The sequence below is a fragment of the Qingshengfaniella alkalisoli genome (assembly GCF_007855645.1).
Classification (GTDB): domain Bacteria; phylum Pseudomonadota; class Alphaproteobacteria; order Rhodobacterales; family Rhodobacteraceae; genus Qingshengfaniella; species Qingshengfaniella alkalisoli.
In genome coordinates this window covers 152,269-166,492 of record NZ_CP042261.1, presented here as the reverse complement: position 1 = coordinate 166,492, position 14,224 = coordinate 152,269, and the positions used below count along the sequence as shown (strand labels likewise).

General features: G+C 58.8%; 24 protein-coding genes. All 24 read right to left on the bottom strand.

The window, feature by feature from the left end:
• Positions 1–12: 12 nt before the first annotated feature.
• A complete protein-coding gene (gene rpsE, locus FPZ52_RS00885) occupies positions 13–594 on the bottom strand; it encodes a 30S ribosomal protein S5 (RefSeq protein WP_146362819.1) in 582 nt (193 codons plus the stop codon).
• A 123-nt stretch (positions 595–717) separates the two neighbouring features.
• Complete coding sequence (rplR, locus tag FPZ52_RS00880) at positions 718–1,077, bottom strand: 50S ribosomal protein L18 (RefSeq protein ID WP_146362817.1); 360 nt, start codon at positions 1,075–1,077, stop codon at positions 718–720.
• Between the two features lie 11 nt (positions 1,078–1,088).
• On the bottom strand, positions 1,089–1,622 hold the full coding sequence (gene rplF, locus FPZ52_RS00875) for a 50S ribosomal protein L6 (protein WP_146362815.1): 534 nt from the start codon (positions 1,620–1,622) through the stop codon (positions 1,089–1,091).
• Between the two features lie 12 nt (positions 1,623–1,634).
• Positions 1,635–2,027: a 30S ribosomal protein S8 gene (gene rpsH / locus FPZ52_RS00870; protein ID WP_146362813.1), complete on the bottom strand. Its 393-nt coding sequence runs from the start codon at positions 2,025–2,027 to the stop codon at positions 1,635–1,637.
• A 12-nt stretch (positions 2,028–2,039) separates the two neighbouring features.
• The gene (gene rpsN / locus FPZ52_RS00865; protein WP_146362811.1) at positions 2,040–2,345 is read right to left on the bottom strand and encodes a 30S ribosomal protein S14; all 306 of its coding nucleotides are present in this window, start codon (positions 2,343–2,345) and stop codon (positions 2,040–2,042) included.
• Between the two features lie 20 nt (positions 2,346–2,365).
• Positions 2,366–2,929 carry a 50S ribosomal protein L5 gene (gene rplE, locus FPZ52_RS00860; protein WP_146362809.1) on the bottom strand — a complete coding sequence of 188 codons (564 nt, stop codon included), beginning with the start codon at positions 2,927–2,929 and terminating at the stop codon, positions 2,366–2,368.
• A complete protein-coding gene (rplX, locus tag FPZ52_RS00855) occupies positions 2,929–3,234 on the bottom strand; it encodes a 50S ribosomal protein L24 (protein WP_146362807.1) in 306 nt (101 codons plus the stop codon). The genes rplE and rplX overlap by 1 nt, the downstream gene beginning before the upstream one ends.
• On the bottom strand, positions 3,234–3,602 hold the full coding sequence (gene rplN / locus FPZ52_RS00850) for a 50S ribosomal protein L14 (protein WP_005621870.1): 369 nt from the start codon (positions 3,600–3,602) through the stop codon (positions 3,234–3,236). The genes rplX and rplN overlap by 1 nt, the downstream gene beginning before the upstream one ends.
• 76 nt (positions 3,603–3,678) lie before the next feature.
• Positions 3,679–3,909, bottom strand: a complete 231-nt coding sequence (gene rpsQ / locus FPZ52_RS00845) for a 30S ribosomal protein S17 (protein ID WP_146362805.1) — start codon at positions 3,907–3,909, stop codon at positions 3,679–3,681.
• An 11-nt stretch (positions 3,910–3,920) separates the two neighbouring features.
• Complete coding sequence (gene rpmC / locus FPZ52_RS00840) at positions 3,921–4,124, bottom strand: 50S ribosomal protein L29 (protein WP_146362803.1); 204 nt, start codon at positions 4,122–4,124, stop codon at positions 3,921–3,923.
• A 260-nt stretch (positions 4,125–4,384) separates the two neighbouring features.
• Positions 4,385–4,744 carry a VOC family protein gene (locus tag FPZ52_RS00835; RefSeq protein ID WP_146362801.1) on the bottom strand — a complete coding sequence of 120 codons (360 nt, stop codon included), beginning with the start codon at positions 4,742–4,744 and terminating at the stop codon, positions 4,385–4,387.
• Between the two features lie 168 nt (positions 4,745–4,912).
• A complete protein-coding gene (gene rplP, locus FPZ52_RS00830; RefSeq protein WP_146362799.1) occupies positions 4,913–5,326 on the bottom strand; it encodes a 50S ribosomal protein L16 in 414 nt (137 codons plus the stop codon).
• A 12-nt stretch (positions 5,327–5,338) separates the two neighbouring features.
• A complete protein-coding gene (gene rpsC / locus FPZ52_RS00825; RefSeq protein ID WP_146362797.1) occupies positions 5,339–6,046 on the bottom strand; it encodes a 30S ribosomal protein S3 in 708 nt (235 codons plus the stop codon).
• Positions 6,046–6,426: a 50S ribosomal protein L22 gene (rplV, locus tag FPZ52_RS00820; RefSeq protein WP_146362795.1), complete on the bottom strand. Its 381-nt coding sequence runs from the start codon at positions 6,424–6,426 to the stop codon at positions 6,046–6,048. The genes rpsC and rplV overlap by 1 nt, the downstream gene beginning before the upstream one ends.
• 3 nt (positions 6,427–6,429) lie before the next feature.
• The gene (gene rpsS / locus FPZ52_RS00815; protein WP_146362793.1) at positions 6,430–6,708 is read right to left on the bottom strand and encodes a 30S ribosomal protein S19; all 279 of its coding nucleotides are present in this window, start codon (positions 6,706–6,708) and stop codon (positions 6,430–6,432) included.
• 3 nt (positions 6,709–6,711) lie between these two features.
• A complete protein-coding gene (gene rplB, locus FPZ52_RS00810; protein WP_146362791.1) occupies positions 6,712–7,554 on the bottom strand; it encodes a 50S ribosomal protein L2 in 843 nt (280 codons plus the stop codon).
• Between the two features lie 101 nt (positions 7,555–7,655).
• The gene (locus tag FPZ52_RS00805; protein WP_146362789.1) at positions 7,656–7,952 is read right to left on the bottom strand and encodes a 50S ribosomal protein L23; all 297 of its coding nucleotides are present in this window, start codon (positions 7,950–7,952) and stop codon (positions 7,656–7,658) included.
• A complete protein-coding gene (gene rplD / locus FPZ52_RS00800; protein ID WP_146362787.1) occupies positions 7,949–8,569 on the bottom strand; it encodes a 50S ribosomal protein L4 in 621 nt (206 codons plus the stop codon). The genes FPZ52_RS00805 and rplD overlap by 4 nt, the downstream gene beginning before the upstream one ends.
• A complete protein-coding gene (gene rplC / locus FPZ52_RS00795; protein ID WP_146362785.1) occupies positions 8,566–9,408 on the bottom strand; it encodes a 50S ribosomal protein L3 in 843 nt (280 codons plus the stop codon). Before rplC ends, rplD begins: the two co-directional genes overlap by 4 nt.
• A gap of 14 nt (positions 9,409–9,422) precedes the next feature.
• The gene (gene rpsJ, locus FPZ52_RS00790; protein WP_108261210.1) at positions 9,423–9,731 is read right to left on the bottom strand and encodes a 30S ribosomal protein S10; all 309 of its coding nucleotides are present in this window, start codon (positions 9,729–9,731) and stop codon (positions 9,423–9,425) included.
• Between the two features lie 81 nt (positions 9,732–9,812).
• The gene (tuf, locus tag FPZ52_RS00785) at positions 9,813–10,988 is read right to left on the bottom strand and encodes an elongation factor Tu (protein ID WP_146362762.1); all 1,176 of its coding nucleotides are present in this window, start codon (positions 10,986–10,988) and stop codon (positions 9,813–9,815) included.
• A gap of 57 nt (positions 10,989–11,045) precedes the next feature.
• Positions 11,046–13,163, bottom strand: coding sequence for an elongation factor G (gene fusA, locus FPZ52_RS00780; RefSeq protein WP_146362783.1), 2,118 nt, complete (start codon positions 13,161–13,163; stop codon positions 11,046–11,048).
• Positions 13,164–13,190: 27 nt separating this feature from the next.
• Positions 13,191–13,661: a 30S ribosomal protein S7 gene (gene rpsG, locus FPZ52_RS00775; RefSeq protein ID WP_146362781.1), complete on the bottom strand. Its 471-nt coding sequence runs from the start codon at positions 13,659–13,661 to the stop codon at positions 13,191–13,193.
• Between the two features lie 12 nt (positions 13,662–13,673).
• Positions 13,674–14,045: a 30S ribosomal protein S12 gene (gene rpsL, locus FPZ52_RS00770; RefSeq protein WP_085848203.1), complete on the bottom strand. Its 372-nt coding sequence runs from the start codon at positions 14,043–14,045 to the stop codon at positions 13,674–13,676.
• Positions 14,046–14,224: the final 179 nt, after the last annotated feature.

Below are 14,224 nucleotides of genomic sequence, written 5' to 3'. Positions count from 1 at the left end.
TGTTCAGTCTCCTCAGGCTTCAGCCGCTTCCGAAGCTTTCGCTTCGGCCGGAGCTTCGTCACGCTTCGGAAGAATGTCGGCCACCTTCTTGCCGCGACGCTGCGCGACCATACGGGGGCTGGCTTCTTTCGTCAGACCGTCGATCGTTGCGCGGATCATGTTGTACGGGTTCTGCGACCCGTTGGATTTCGCAACAACGTCCTGAACACCGAGCATCTCGAACACGGCACGCATCGGACCACCGGCGATGATACCGGTACCTTGCGGTGCTGCGCGCATGATGACCTTACCAGCGCCCCAACGACCTTCGATGTCGTGGTGCAGGGTGCGGCCTTCGCGCAGAGGAACACGGACCAGCTTGCGCTTGGCTTGTTCGGTTGCCTTGCGGATCGCCTCGGGAACCTCTTTGGCCTTACCTTTGCCGAAGCCGACACGGCCCTTCTGGTCGCCCACAACCACGAGAGCAGCAAAGCCGAAACGCTTACCACCTTTCACGGTTTTCGAGACGCGGTTGATCGCGACGAGGCGATCAGCAAATTCCGGGGTTTCATCGCGGTCGCGACGGTTGCCCCGGCGGTTATCACGTTCTGCCATACGGCATTCCTTTCACATGGGCGCCAGCCAAAGCCGGTCACCAAGTTTGTTCAACCCAAGTGAGGCCCACGCAAACAGCGCGCCTCCCGGATCATCGGGGCGGCCCGGAGGCCACCCGCAAAATCAGAACTTCAGACCGCCTTCACGCGCAGCGTCGGCCAGAGCCTTCACCTTGCCGTGGAAAAGGAAGCCGCCACGGTCGAAGTAAACGTCTTCGACACCTTTGGCCTTGGCACGCTCGGCGATTGCCGAACCGACCTTGGCCGCTGCTTCGACGTTGTTCTTGCCGACAACACCCAGATCCTTCTCCAAAGTGGAGGCGGAAACGAGCGTGACGCCGTTTACATCGTCGATCAGCTGGGCGCTGATGTTCTTGTTGGAGCGGTGAACCGACAGACGCACGCGCCCGTTGGCTTCTTTCCGCAGCTTGTTCCGAACGCGCAAGCGGCGCTTCAGAAACAGTTCTCGTTTGCTGTTTGCCATTTTGCGAGTCCTTACTTCTTCTTGCCTTCCTTGCGGAAGATGTACTCGTCTTTGTACTTGATGCCTTTGCCTTTATAGGGCTCGGGCGCACGCCATTCGCGGATGTTAGCCGCAACCTGGCCGACGAGTTGCTGGTCGGAACCTTCCACAACGATTTCGGTCTGCTTCGGGCAGGTGACAGTGACCCCGGCCGGAACTTCGAAATCAACATCGTGGCTGTAGCCGAGCGCCAGCTTCAGGGTGTTGCCCTGCATCTGAGCACGGTAACCAACACCGTTGATTTCCAGTTCTTTCTTGAAGCCATCCGTCACGCCCTGAACGAGGTTGGCCACCATCGAGCGGCTCATACCCCATTGCTGGCGTGCCCGCTTGGACATGCCGCGCGGCGTAACCGACACGGAATTGTCTTCAACGGTGATGTTCACGTCGTCGGTCGCGGTGAAGCTGCGGGTGCCTTTCGGACCTTTGACTTCGATCATCTGACCGGACACGGAAGCGCTTACACCCGAGGGCAGCTCAACCGCTTTCTTGCCAATACGAGACATTTCCGGACCTCCTTAGAATACGGTGCAGAGCACTTCGCCGCCAACATTGGCAGAACGTGCAGCTGCATCCGACATCACGCCCTTGGACGTGGAGACGATGGAAACACCCAGGCCCTGACGTACGGACGGCAGGTCTTGGGAGCCGGCGTAAACGCGACGACCGGGGGTCGAGACGCGCTGAAGCTCACGGATAACCGGAGTGCCGTCGAAGTATTTGAGGCTGATTTCCAGCGCCGGATGACCATTGGTATCCGTCGTCTTTTCATAGCCCCGAATGTAGCCTTCGTCGGCCAGCACATCGAGAACCCAGGCGCGAAGCTTCGACGCCGGAGTGTTTACGGTGGACTTACCACGCATCTGCGCATTGCGGATACGGGTGAGCATATCGCCGAGAGGATCGTTCATTTTATACCCTCCTTACCAGCTCGATTTCACCAAGCCGGGGACTTGGCCATTCGAGCCCAGTTCCCGCAGCATGATCCGCGATACTTTCAGCTTGCGATAATACGCATGCGGACGGCCCGTCAGCTGGCAGCGGTTGTGCAGCCGGGTGGGCGACGAGTTGCGCGGCAGTTTCGCCAGCTTCAGGCGCGCCTTGAAGCGCTCTTCCATCGGCAGGTTTTCATCGTTCGCGATTTCTTTCAGCGCGGCACGCTTGGCGGCAAATTTTTCCACCAGCTCCTGACGCTTCTTTTCGCGTTCGACCATTGCTTTCTTAGCCATGTATCTAACTCTCCCGCGGCTTAGCTGTTGAACGGCATGTTGAAATGCTTCAACAGCGCCTTGGCCTCTGCATCCGACTTGGCAGTCGTGCAGATGATGATGTCCATGCCCCAGACCTCGTCGACTTTGTCGAACTCGATCTCAGGGAACACGATGTGCTCTTTCAGGCCCATGGCGTAGTTGCCACGGCCGTCGAAGCTTTTGCCGGACACGCCGCGGAAGTCGCGGATACGTGGCATGGCAATCGTGATGAGACGGTCAAGGAATTCATACATGCGGTCGCCACGCAGAGTGACTTTCGCACCCATCGGCATGTCTTCGCGAACGCGGAAGCCAGCGATGGATTTCTTGGCAGTCGTAACCAGAGCCTTCTGGCCGGCGATAGCGGTCAGGTCTTCCTGGGCCGATTTGGCTTTCTTGGAATCCTTCACGGCTTCAGCACCGCAGCCGATGTTCAGCACGATCTTGTCGAGCTTGGGGGTCTGCATCTCGTTGGTGTACGAGAATTCTTCCTTCAGCGCGGCGCGAATCTTTTCGCGGTACTCGGTGCGAAGACGCGGGGTATAGTTTGCAGCGTCGAGCATCAGACAGTCTCCCCGGTGGTCTTGGCGAAGCGGACCTTCTTGCCGTCTTCCTCACGGAAGCCGACGCGGGTTGCTTTGCCGTTGCTGTCCAGCAGCGCCAGGTTCGACAGATCCAGCGGCATTGTCGTAGGAACACGGCCACCACGGCTGGTCTGGGACTGCTTGGTGTGACGGATCGCGACGTTCACACCATCGACGACGGCCTTGCCGGCCTTCGGATCGACGGAGGTGATTTCGCCTTGCTTGCCTTTGTCTTTACCGGCGAGCACGACGACCTTGTCGCCTTTACGGAGTTTCGCAGCCATCAGAGCACCTCCGGAGCAAGCGAGATGATCTTCATGAAATTCTTTGCACGCAGCTCACGAACAACCGGGCCGAAGATACGGGTACCAACGGGTTCGTTGTTGTTGTTCAGGATAACAGCAGCGTTGCGGTCGAAGCGGATGGCGGTGCCATCTTCACGACGGACTTCCTTGGCGGTGCGAACGACGACGGCTTTACGCACGTCACCTTTCTTCACACGGCCACGCGGAATGGCTTCCTTGACCGACACCACGATGATGTCGCCCACGGAAGCGTATTTCCGCTTGGAACCGCCGAGGACCTTGATGCACTGAACCCGGCGAGCGCCGGAGTTGTCAGCGACATCCAGATTGGTCTGCATCTGGATCATAGGGTTTCTCCCGACCTTTGGGGGGACCTACCTGTCCGTTTCCCCAGGGTTTCGTTCATGCCAAAAGGCAGCGACCTTAAGCGGTCACCACCTCCCAGCGCTTGGTTTTCGAGCGAGGCGCACATTCGATGATACGAACGCTATCGCCTTCCTTGAAAGTGTTCTGCTCGTCATGAGCACGGTATTTCTTCGATTTCCGGATCGTCTTTTTCAGAACCGGGTGCGTGAAGCGGCGCTCGACCGAAACGGTGACGGTCTGGTCGTTCTTGGCGCTCGTCACGGTGCCTTGCAGGATGCGTTTGGGCATGTGCGTGCTCCTTAGTTAGCCGCCGCTTCAGCGGCTTTTTCGTTCAGAATGGTCGCAACGCGGGCTGCATCGCGACGAACAACGCGCATGCGCGCAGTGTTTTCCAACTGGCCGGTGGCCTGCTGGAAGCGCAGGTTGAACTGCTCTTTCTTGAGGCTCGCCAGCTCATCACGAAGCTGGTCGGGCGTCTTGTCACGTAGTTCCTTGGCGTCCATCGCCTTTTCCTTTGCAACATCACGGGAGAGCCGCGTCTGGCGCGTCACCCTGATTCCCGTGGAGTAGGTGAATGAGGGGGCCGTATACCCATCTGGCAGGCATGTGGCAAGCAGATTCCTTAACCGCAAGGGTTTGGGGGGAGTTACGGAGCGTCATGAATAACGAATGGCGGCGCGAGTGTCCGTCAGTTCGGCACTTCTACGAAACCGCGACGGTGGCTATGCGGGACGAAGCTGTCGTTCGCAAACTCGGTTGCGGCCTAGACGGTTTCCAGGAGTTCGATACGGTTCCCAAACGGATCATCGACGTAGATCCTGCGGATCTTGGGCAGATCGACGTCACGATGATATCCAAGCCCCATGTCCGTTAGGTGTTTTACGGCGCGCTCCAGTTCGGCGACTTCAAAAGCAGGGTGGGCCTTCTTCGCTGGTGCAAATGGCTCTTCCACGCCAAGGTGGACTTCCACTCCGGATTGGCTGAGCCAGACTCCGCCCCTGGCTCGCAAGCACGCAGGCTTTTTGACTTCGTCGAAACCCAAGACCCCTATGTAGAATGCCCGTGCTTGGTCTTCGCCACCCTTGGGCATTGCTAGCTGGACATGGTGCATCGCTTTGATCATGTGCTCCTCACTTTGTATGCTAGTGTATACATTTAGGACTTCTTAAAACTATGACAAGGTCTAGTTCGGGCTCAAACCGCCACTCGCCAACCGGGTCGAAACACAAAAGCCCCGCCAGCTTTCGCTAACGGGGCTTTGTCATGTCTTGCGGGATAACCCCGCGACTGATTACCAGTCTTCGCGAACGACGACGCGGGTTTTGATCGGCAGCTTCATCGCGGCGAGGCGCAGGGCCTCTTTCGCGACTTCGTCCGATACACCGTCCAGTTCGAACATGATCCGGCCCGGCTTCACCTTGGCTGCCCAGAAATCGACGGAGCCTTTACCTTTACCCATACGGACTTCGGTCGGCTTCGACGTGACAGGCACATCGGGGAAGATGCGGATCCACACACGGCCCTGACGCTTCATGTGACGCGTCATTGCACGACGTGCAGCTTCGATCTGACGCGCGGTAACCCGCTCGGGTTGCGTTGCTTTCAGACCGTAGTGACCAAAGGCGAGGTCGGAACCACCCTTTGCTTCACCGTGGATACGGCCCTTGTGCTGTTTGCGGTATTTTGTACGCTTTGGTTGCAGCATCTGATTATCTCCTTAGCGGCGGCCGCCAGCGCCACGAGGCGCGGGACCGTCCTGGAGTTCCTGGGCTTTGCGATCACGAGCCGATGGATCGTGCTCCATGATCTCACCCTTGAAGATCCAGACCTTGATGCCGATGATGCCGTAGGGCGTTTCGGCTTCGACGTTTGCGTAATCGATATCGGCACGCAGCGTGTGCAGCGGAACGCGACCTTCACGGTACCATTCGGTACGCGCGATTTCCGCACCACCAAGACGACCGGCGACGTTCACGCGGATACCCAGTGCACCCATGCGCATCGCGTTCTGAACCGCACGCTTCATGGCGCGGCGGAAGGAGACACGACGCTCAAGCTGCTGAGCGATGGATTCACCAACGAGGGCGGCGTCCAGCTCGGGCTTGCGTACTTCGACGATGTTCAGGTGCAGTTCGCTGTCGGTGATCTTGGCGATTTTCTTGCGCAGCGTCTCGATGTCCGCGCCTTTCTTGCCGATGATCACACCCGGACGTGCTGTGTGGATCGTGACGCGGCACTTCTTGTGCGGGCGCTCGATGATCACACGGCTGATGCCGGCTTGCTTGCACTCTTTCTGGATGAACTCACGGATCTTGACGTCTTCCAGAAGAAGATCGCCGAAATCCTTCGTATCGGCATACCAGCGGCTGTCCCAGGTGCGGTTCACCTGCAGGCGCATGCCGATCGGATTAACCTTCTGACCCATTAGGCTTGCTCCTCGACTTGACGCACCTTGATGGTGAGCTCAGAGAACGGCTTGATGATGCGGCCGTAACGGCCACGTGCACGCGGGCGACCGCGCTTCATCGTCAGGTTCTTGCCGACATAGGCTTCCGCCACGATCAGCTCGTCAACATCCAGGTTGTGGTTGTTTTCGGCGTTCGCAATGGCCGACTGAAGGCATTTCTTCACGTCGTCCGAGATCCGCTTCTTGGAGAAAGTCAGGTCGGACAGAGCCTTGTCGACTTTCTTGCCACGGATCATGGCGGCAACCAGGTTCAGTTTCTGCGGGCTGGTGCGAAGCATGCGGGCTTTCGCCATTGCTTCGTTTTCAGCCACGCGGCGGGGGTTCTTTTCCTTGCCCATGACTTACTTCCGTTTCGCTTTTTTGTCAGCCGCATGACCGTAATAGGTACGGGTCGGAGAATATTCACCGAACTTCTGGCCAATCATGTCTTCGGTCACGTTGACCGGGATATGCTTCTGGCCGTTATAGACGCCAAACGTCAGACCCACGAACTGGGGCAGGATCGTCGAGCGGCGCGACCAGATCTTGATAACTTCGTTCTTGCCCGACTCGCGGGTCTTCTCGGCCTTCTTCAGCACATAGCTGTCGACAAAAGGCCCTTTCCAGACTGAGCGTGCCATGTCTTAGCGGCCCTTCTTCTTGGCGTGACGCGAACGCAGGATAAGCTTCTGCGACGCCTTGTTCGTGTCGCGGGTGCGCGCACCTTTCGTCGGCTTACCCCAAGGCGTAACCGGGTGACGACCACCGGACGTACGGCCTTCACCACCACCGTGCGGGTGATCGATCGGGTTCATCACGACACCACGGACGGACGGACGCTTGCCATAGTGGCGGTTACGACCGGCTTTGCCGAGGTTCTGGTTCGAGTTGTCAGGGTTCGACACGGCACCGATGGTGGCCATGCATTCCTGACGGACCAGACGCAGCTCGCCCGAGGAAAGGCGGATCTGGGCGTAGCCACCGTCACGACCAACGAACTGGGCGTAGGTGCCAGCTGCGCGTGCGATCTGACCGCCCTTGCCCGGCTTCAGCTCGATGTTGTGGACGATCGTACCGATCGGCATGCCGGAGAACGGCATTGCGTTGCCCGGCTTGATGTCGACCTTCTCGCCGGCAACGATCTTGTCGCCGATGGCCAGACGTTGCGGTGCAAGGATGTAAGCCTGCTCGCCATCTTCGTACTGGATCAGGGCGATGAACGCGGTGCGGTTCGGATCGTATTCGATCCGAGCGACAACAGCGGACATGTCGTGCTTGGTACGTTTGAAATCAACGATGCGGTAGAGACGCTTTGCGCCACCGCCGCGACGACGCGATGTGATCCGTCCGGTGTTGTTCCGGCCGCCCGACTTGGTCAGACCCTCGGTGAGAGCCTTGACAGGGCGCCCTTTCCAGAGCTCCGAACGGTCGATCAGAACCAGCCCGCGCTGGCCAGGCGTCGTCGGTTTATACGACTTGAGTGCCATTCTTTCTGTCTTCCGTTGCTAGGATGCGGGAAAATCCCGCGAATTCATAGAAAAGATCACGGCCCCGGAGGAATCCGGGGCCGTAAGATTGCGCGGACCTATCAGAGGCCCGTGGTGACGTCAATCGTGTTGCCCTCTTCGAGCGTCACATAAGCCTTCTTGACGTCTTTGCGCTTGCCCATCAGGCCGCGGAACCGCTTGGTCTTGCCTTTGGTGATGGTCGTGTTGACGGCCTTCACCTTGACGTTGAACAGCGCTTCGACCGCTTCCTTGATCTGCGGTTTGTTCGCATCCGGCGCCACTTCGAAAACAACGGCGTTGGCTTCAGATGCCAGCGTGGCTTTCTCGGTGATGACCGGCTTGCGGATCACATCGTAGTGTTCTGCTTTCGCGCTCATTTCAGTCGAGCCTCCAGAGCTTCGACACCCGCCTTCGTGATCACGAGCGTATCACGCTTGAGGATGTCATAAACATTGGCACCGACCGATGGCAGCACGTCCAGACCGTCGATGTTGGCAGCCGCACGGGCGAAGTTTTCATTCACCGATGCGCCATCAATCACCAGCGCGCGTTTCCAGCCCAGGTTCTTGACCGCTTTGGCCAGCGTTCCGGTTTTGGCGTCGGCCAGGCTGGCCTCGTCCAGAACAACCAGATTACCGGTCGCAGCCTTGGAGCTGAGCGCGTGCTTCAGGCCGAGCTTACGGAACTTCTTCGTAAGATCGTGGCCGTGGCTACGCGGGGTCGGGCCCTTATAGATACCACCCTTGCGGAAGATCGGCGCATTGCGGTCACCATGGCGTGCGCCGCCGGTGCCTTTCTGGCGATAGATCTTCTTGGTTGAGTAGCTGGTCTCGGACCGGGTCTTTACCTTGTGGGTACCGGCTTGCGCGTTGTTGCGCTGCCAGCGGACCACACGGTGCAGGATGTCGGCGCGCGGTTCCAGGCCGAAGATGTCTTCGCCCAGATCGACGCTGCCGGCGGTCGCACCGTCCAGTTTGATCACGTCGAGTTTCATTCGTCGCCTTCCTTCTTCTCGGCCTCGATTTCAGCCTCGGCCTCTTTCAGCGCGGCTTCCTCGGCGGCGGCGGCTTCTTCAGCTGCTGCTTTTGCGGCTGCTTCTTCCTCGGCTGCGGCCTGAGCGGCAGCTTCCTCGGCAAGACGCTTGGCTTCGTCAGCGGCAGACTTCAAAGCAGCGGGCAGAATGGCGTTGTCAGGGAACGGCTTCTTGACCGCATCCTTGATCGTCACCCAACCACCCTTGGAACCGGGAACGGCACCTTTGACCATGATCAGGCCACGGTCGGCATCGGTCTTGACAACCTGAAGGTTCTGCGTGGTGACACGGGCAGCGCCCATGTGACCAGCCATCTTCTTGCCTTTGAAGACCTTGCCCGGATCCTGACACTGGCCGGTGGAGCCATGCGAACGGTGGCTGATCGACACGCCGTGCGAGGCGCGCAGACCACCGAAGTTGTGCCGCTTCATTGCACCGGCAAAACCCTTACCGATCGAGGTGCCGGAAACGTCCACGAACTGACCTTCGAAATAATGGTCAGCCGTGATTTCTTCACCGACTTCGATCAGGTTTTCCGGAGCCACGCGGAATTCAGCGATCTTCCGCTTCGGCGCAACATTGGCCGCAGCGAAATGACCACGCATGGCCTGGCTGACGCGCTTCGCCTTCGCGGTACCGGCACCCAGCTGAACTGCGCTGTAGCCGTCGGTTTCCGATGTGCGTTTCGCGACAACCTGCAGGCTGTCGAGTTGAAGGACGGTCACCGGAACCTGGCGGCCATCTTCGAGGAAAAGGCGGGTCATCCCGACCTTTTTCGCGATTACTCCAGAGCGCAACATATCTGGTGCCCCCCTTAAACCTTGATCTCGACGTCAACGCCAGCAGCGAGGTCGAGCTTCATCAGCGCGTCCACGGTCTGCGGCGTCGGGTCGACGATGTCGAGCAAACGCTTGTGCGTGCGGATCTCGAACTGGTCGCGCGACTTCTTGTCGACGTGCGGACCACGCAGCACGGTGAATTTTTCAATCTTGTTCGGCAGCGGGATGGGCCCACGTACCTGCGCTCCGGTGCGCTTAGCGGTGTTGACGATCTCCTGGGTGCTGGCGTCCAGTACCCGATAGTCAAACGCCTTCAGCCGGATGCGAATATTTTGGCTTTGCATTCTGTCGCCTTTCGCGGCTTAGGAAACGAGAGGTGGAGCGCCCATCAGCGGGCGCCCCACATGCATTCCCGAAGGTCTTTGTTACTCGATGATTTTGCTGACGACGCCGGCGCCGACGGTGCGGCCGCCTTCGCGGATGGCGAAGCGCAGGCCGTTTTCCATCGCGATCGGGGCAATCAGTTCAACCGAGAACGAAACGTTGTCGCCCGGCATCACCATTTCCGTGCCCTCAGCCAGCGTCACCGTGCCGGTCACGTCCGTCGTGCGGAAGTAGAACTGCGGACGGTAGTTGGCGAAGAACGGCGTGTGGCGACCACCTTCATCCTTCGTCAGGATGTAGGCTTCGGCTTCGAACTTGGTGTGCGGCGTCACCGAACCCGGCTTACACAGAACCTGGCCACGCTCGACGCCTTCACGGTCGATACCACGCAGAAGCGCACCGATGTTGTCGCCGGCTTCACCGCGGTCAAGCAGCTTGCGGAACATCTCGACACCCGTGCAGGTCGTCTTCTTCGTGTCGCGGATACCGACGATTTCGATCTCGTCGCCAACGTTGATCACGCCACGCTCGACACGGCCGGTCACAACGGTGCCGCGACCGGAAATCGAGAACACGTCCTCGATCGGCATCAGGAACGGCTGGTCAACGGCACGCTCGGGCGTGTCGATGTAGTCATCAACAGCCGCCATCAGTTCGCGGATCTTGTTCTCGCCGATTTCCGGGTTGTTGCCTTCCATCGCCGCCAGAGCCGAACCCGCGATGATCGGAATATCGTCGCCCGGGTAGTCGTAGCTGGACAGAAGTTCACGAACTTCCATCTCGACCAGCTCAAGCAGCTCTTCGTCGTCAACCTGGTCAACCTTGTTCAGGAATACGACCATCTTCGGGATGCCAACCTGGCGGCCCAGAAGAATGTGTTCGCGCGTCTGCGGCATCGGGCCGTCTGCGGCGTTCACAACCAGAATCGCGCCGTCCATCTGCGCAGCACCCGTGATCATGTTCTTGACGTAGTCGGCGTGGCCGGGGCAGTCGACGTGTGCGTAGTGACGGTTGTCCGTCTCGTATTCCACGTGAGCCGTCGAGATCGTGATCCCGCGGGCTTTCTCTTCCGGCGCGCCGTCGATCTGGTCGTAAGCGCGGAAGTCCCCGAAGTATTTCGTGATCGCAGCAGTCAGCGTCGTCTTACCATGGTCAACATGGCCAATCGTGCCAATGTTCACGTGCGGCTTCGTACGCTCAAACTTTGCTTTTGCCATGGTGGCCTCCTTTGTTCGGTATGGGTCGGGAACCACTTCCCGACCCGTGTTGGTCTATCAGGCGTATTTTGCCTGAATTTCTTCACTGATGTTCTGCGGTACCGGCTCATAGTGATCGAACTGCATCGTGAACTGTGCGCGGCCCGAAGACATGGAGCGCAGGGTGTTGATGTAGCCGAACATGTTCGCCAGCGGAACGAAGGCATCGATCGCGATTGCGTTGCCGCGCGGCTCCTGACCCTGAACCTGCCCACGACGGGAGGTCAGGTCGCCGATGATGTTGCCGGTGTATTCTTCCGGCGTAACAACCTCAACGGCCATCACGGGTTCAAGCAGCTTGGCGCCAGCACGTTTCAGACCTTCACGCATGCACATACGGGCAGCGATTTCGAACGCCAGAACGCTGGAGTCGACATCGTGGAACTTACCGTCGATCAGGGCCACCTTGAAGTCGATCACGGGGAAGCCGGCCAGAGGGCCGCTATCCATGACGGACTGGATGCCTTTTTCGACGCCCGGGATGTATTCCTTCGGAACCGAACCACCAACGATGCGCGACTCGAACGAGTAGCCTTCGCCGGCTGCTGTTGGCGAAATGATCATCTTCACTTCAGCGAACTGACCCGAACCACCCGACTGTTTCTTGTGGGTGTAGGTGTGTTCGATTTCGTGACCGATCGTTTCGCGGTAGGCAACCTGCGGCGCACCGATGTTCGCTTCGACCTTGAATTCGCGCTTCAGACGATCAACGAGAATGTCGAGGTGAAGTTCGCCCATGCCCTTCATGATCGTCTGACCGGATTCGAGGTCAGTCTCAACACGGAAGGACGGGTCTTCGGCGGCCAGGCGCTGCAGACCCTGGGACATTTTCTCCTGGTCGGCTTTGGTCTTCGGCTCAACCGCGATCTCGATCACCGGATCCGGGAAGGTCATGGTTTCAAGAACCACCGGTTCTTTCGGATCGGCCAGAGTGTCACCCGTTGTGGTGTCTTTCAGGCCAGCAAGCGCGATGATGTCACCAGCGAATGCTTCGTCGATCTCTTCACGGTTGTTGGAGTGCATCATCATCATACGACCAATGCGCTCTTTCTTGCCCTTCGTCGCATTCAGGATCGAGTCGCCCTTGTTCAGAACGCCCGAGTAGATGCGGGTGAAGGTCAGCGAGCCAACGAACGGGTCGTTCATGATTTTGAACGCCAGACCGGCAAACGGCATGCTGTCGTCTGCACGACGCGGGATGTCACGGGTTTCCGTTTCATCGCCCGGCTTGAAGCCCATGTAATCGACAACGTCGAGCGGGCTCGGCAGGTAGTCGATCACAGCGTTGAGCAGCGGCTGAACGCCCTTGTTTTTGAACGCGGAACCGCACAGAACCGGAACGAAGGACAGCGACAGCGTACCCTTGCGGATCAGCTTGCGCAGCGTCGGAACGTCGGGCTCTTCACCTTCGAGATAGGCTTCCATGGCGTCATCGTCCATCTCGACCGCGGTCTCGATGAGCTTGGCGCGCCATTCGTCGGCGGTTTCCTTCAGGCTGTCACGGATATCTTCCTGGTACCAGCTTGCACCGAGGTCTTCGCCACGCCAGACCCATTCCTTCATCGTAACGAGGTCAACGATGCCTTCAAGCTCGTTTTCCGCGCCGATCGGGATCTGGACCGGAGCAGGTGTCGCGCCCGTGCGGTCTTCAATCATGCGAACGCAGTTGAAGAAGTCGGCACCGATCTTGTCCATCTTGTTGACGAACACGATACGCGGGACTTTGTAGCGGTCAGCCTGACGCCAAACGGTTTCGGTCTGTGGCTCGACACCGGCGTTGGCGTCGAGAACAGCGACGGCACCGTCGAGAACGGCGAGCGAACGTTCGACTTCGATGGTGAAGTCGACGTGGCCCGGCGTGTCGATGATGTTCATCCGGTGCTTGGGCGTATCGGGCGTCTGGCCGTCTTCGGTGCGTTCCCAGAAAGTGGTGGTCGCAGCCGAAGTGATGGTGATGCCGCGCTCCTGTTCCTGCTCCATCCAGTCCATGGTGGCTGCACCATCGTGCACCTCACCGATGTTGTGGGACTTGCCGGTGTAGAACAGGATACGCTCGGAGCAAGTGGTCTTGCCCGCGTCGATATGCGCCATGATACCGAAGTTGCGGTACCGGTCGAGAGGATAGTCGCGTGCCATGGGTTCGGTCCTTAGGCTCGAATTGAATTACCAGCGGTAATGGCTGAACGCTTTGTTCGCGTCGGCCATCTTGTGCGTGTCTTCGCGCTTCTTAACAGCGGAACCGCGGGAGTTCACAGCGTCCAGAAGCTCACCTGCAAGGCGTTCTTCCATGGTGTTCTCGTTGCGCGAACGAGCAGCGGTGATCAGCCAGCGGATAGCCAGGGCTTCACGGCGTTCGGGACGAACCTCGACCGGGACCTGGTAGGTCGCACCACCAACACGACGGGAGCGAACCTCGACCGACGGCTTGATGTTGTCGAGAGCTTCGTGGAACACTTCCACCGGAGCTTTCTTCAGCTTATCCTCAACACGATCGAACGCGTTGTACACGATGCTTTCGGCGGCAGATTTCTTGCCGTCGATCATCAGGTTGTTCATGAACTTCGTCAGAACCCGGTCGCCATATTTGGCGTCGGGCAGGACTTCGCGCTTCTCTGCGGCGTGACGACGGGACATCTACGTCTCTCCTTATTTCGGGCGCTTCGCGCCGTATTTCGAACGACGCTGCTTACGATCTTTGACGCCCTGGGTATCCAGAACACCGCGAAGGATGTGGTAACGGACACCGGGAAGGTCTTTCACACGGCCGCCACGGATAAGCACAACCGAGTGCTCCTGCAGGTTGTGGCTTTCACCAGGAATATAGCTGATGACCTCGAAACCATTCGTCAGGCGCACCTTGGCAACCTTACGCATGGCCGAGTTCGGCTTCTTCGGCGTCGTTGTATAAACGCGGGTGCAAACACCACGCTTCTGAGGGCAGGACTCCAGGTGCATCGACTTGGAGCGTTTTACTTTTGGCTGCCGCGGCTTGCGGATCAGCTGTTGGATCGTTGGCATTCCGGTTCTTTCCCCGCGTTGCACATCTTTCGTCACTCGTGCACGCCCGAGGACGTGCCATTCATCGCTCTGCCACTAGGACAAAACACAAAAACCGCTCTCGCCCCCTTCTGCTCGCGGGAACGACGCGGTGGGTTTCCAGAGGATCGAGGAATCGCTTCCCGGATCGTGACCACTTC

Excerpts from the sequence above, each read along its gene's own strand:
- rpsE (WP_146362819.1), bottom strand. The coding sequence starts at position 594 with ATGGCAGAACGTGATAACCGCCGGGGCAACCGTCGCGACCGCGATGAA.
- rplR (WP_146362817.1), bottom strand. The coding sequence starts at position 1,077 with ATGGCAAACAGCAAACGAGAACTGTTTCTGAAGCGCCGCTTGCGCGTT.
- rplF (WP_146362815.1), bottom strand. The coding sequence starts at position 1,622 with ATGTCTCGTATTGGCAAGAAAGCGGTTGAGCTGCCCTCGGGTGTAAGC.
- rpsH (WP_146362813.1), bottom strand. The coding sequence starts at position 2,027 with ATGAACGATCCTCTCGGCGATATGCTCACCCGTATCCGCAATGCGCAG.
- rpsN (WP_146362811.1), bottom strand. The coding sequence starts at position 2,345 with ATGGCTAAGAAAGCAATGGTCGAACGCGAAAAGAAGCGTCAGGAGCTG.
- rplE (WP_146362809.1), bottom strand. The coding sequence starts at position 2,929 with ATGCTCGACGCTGCAAACTATACCCCGCGTCTTCGCACCGAGTACCGC.
- rplX (WP_146362807.1), bottom strand. The coding sequence starts at position 3,234 with ATGGCTGCGAAACTCCGTAAAGGCGACAAGGTCGTCGTGCTCGCCGGT.
- rplN (WP_005621870.1), bottom strand. The coding sequence starts at position 3,602 with ATGATCCAGATGCAGACCAATCTGGATGTCGCTGACAACTCCGGCGCT.
- rpsQ (WP_146362805.1), bottom strand. The coding sequence starts at position 3,909 with ATGCCCAAACGCATCCTGCAAGGCACCGTGACGAGCGCCAAGAACGAC.
- rpmC (WP_146362803.1), bottom strand. The coding sequence starts at position 4,124 with ATGGACGCCAAGGAACTACGTGACAAGACGCCCGACCAGCTTCGTGAT.
- FPZ52_RS00835 (WP_146362801.1), bottom strand. The coding sequence starts at position 4,744 with ATGATCAAAGCGATGCACCATGTCCAGCTAGCAATGCCCAAGGGTGGC.
- rplP (WP_146362799.1), bottom strand. The coding sequence starts at position 5,326 with ATGCTGCAACCAAAGCGTACAAAATACCGCAAACAGCACAAGGGCCGT.
- rpsC (WP_146362797.1), bottom strand. The coding sequence starts at position 6,046 with ATGGGTCAGAAGGTTAATCCGATCGGCATGCGCCTGCAGGTGAACCGC.
- rplV (WP_146362795.1), bottom strand. The coding sequence starts at position 6,426 with ATGGGCAAGGAAAAGAACCCCCGCCGCGTGGCTGAAAACGAAGCAATG.
- rpsS (WP_146362793.1), bottom strand. The coding sequence starts at position 6,708 with ATGGCACGCTCAGTCTGGAAAGGGCCTTTTGTCGACAGCTATGTGCTG.
- rplB (WP_146362791.1), bottom strand. The coding sequence starts at position 7,554 with ATGGCACTCAAGTCGTATAAACCGACGACGCCTGGCCAGCGCGGGCTG.
- FPZ52_RS00805 (WP_146362789.1), bottom strand. The coding sequence starts at position 7,952 with ATGAGCGCGAAAGCAGAACACTACGATGTGATCCGCAAGCCGGTCATC.
- rplD (WP_146362787.1), bottom strand. The coding sequence starts at position 8,569 with ATGAAACTCGACGTGATCAAACTGGACGGTGCGACCGCCGGCAGCGTC.
- rplC (WP_146362785.1), bottom strand. The coding sequence starts at position 9,408 with ATGTTGCGCTCTGGAGTAATCGCGAAAAAGGTCGGGATGACCCGCCTT.
- rpsJ (WP_108261210.1), bottom strand. The coding sequence starts at position 9,731 with ATGCAAAGCCAAAATATTCGCATCCGGCTGAAGGCGTTTGACTATCGG.
- tuf (WP_146362762.1), bottom strand. The coding sequence starts at position 10,988 with ATGGCAAAAGCAAAGTTTGAGCGTACGAAGCCGCACGTGAACATTGGC.
- fusA (WP_146362783.1), bottom strand. The coding sequence starts at position 13,163 with ATGGCACGCGACTATCCTCTCGACCGGTACCGCAACTTCGGTATCATG.
- rpsG (WP_146362781.1), bottom strand. The coding sequence starts at position 13,661 with ATGTCCCGTCGTCACGCCGCAGAGAAGCGCGAAGTCCTGCCCGACGCC.
- rpsL (WP_085848203.1), bottom strand. The coding sequence starts at position 14,045 with ATGCCAACGATCCAACAGCTGATCCGCAAGCCGCGGCAGCCAAAAGTA.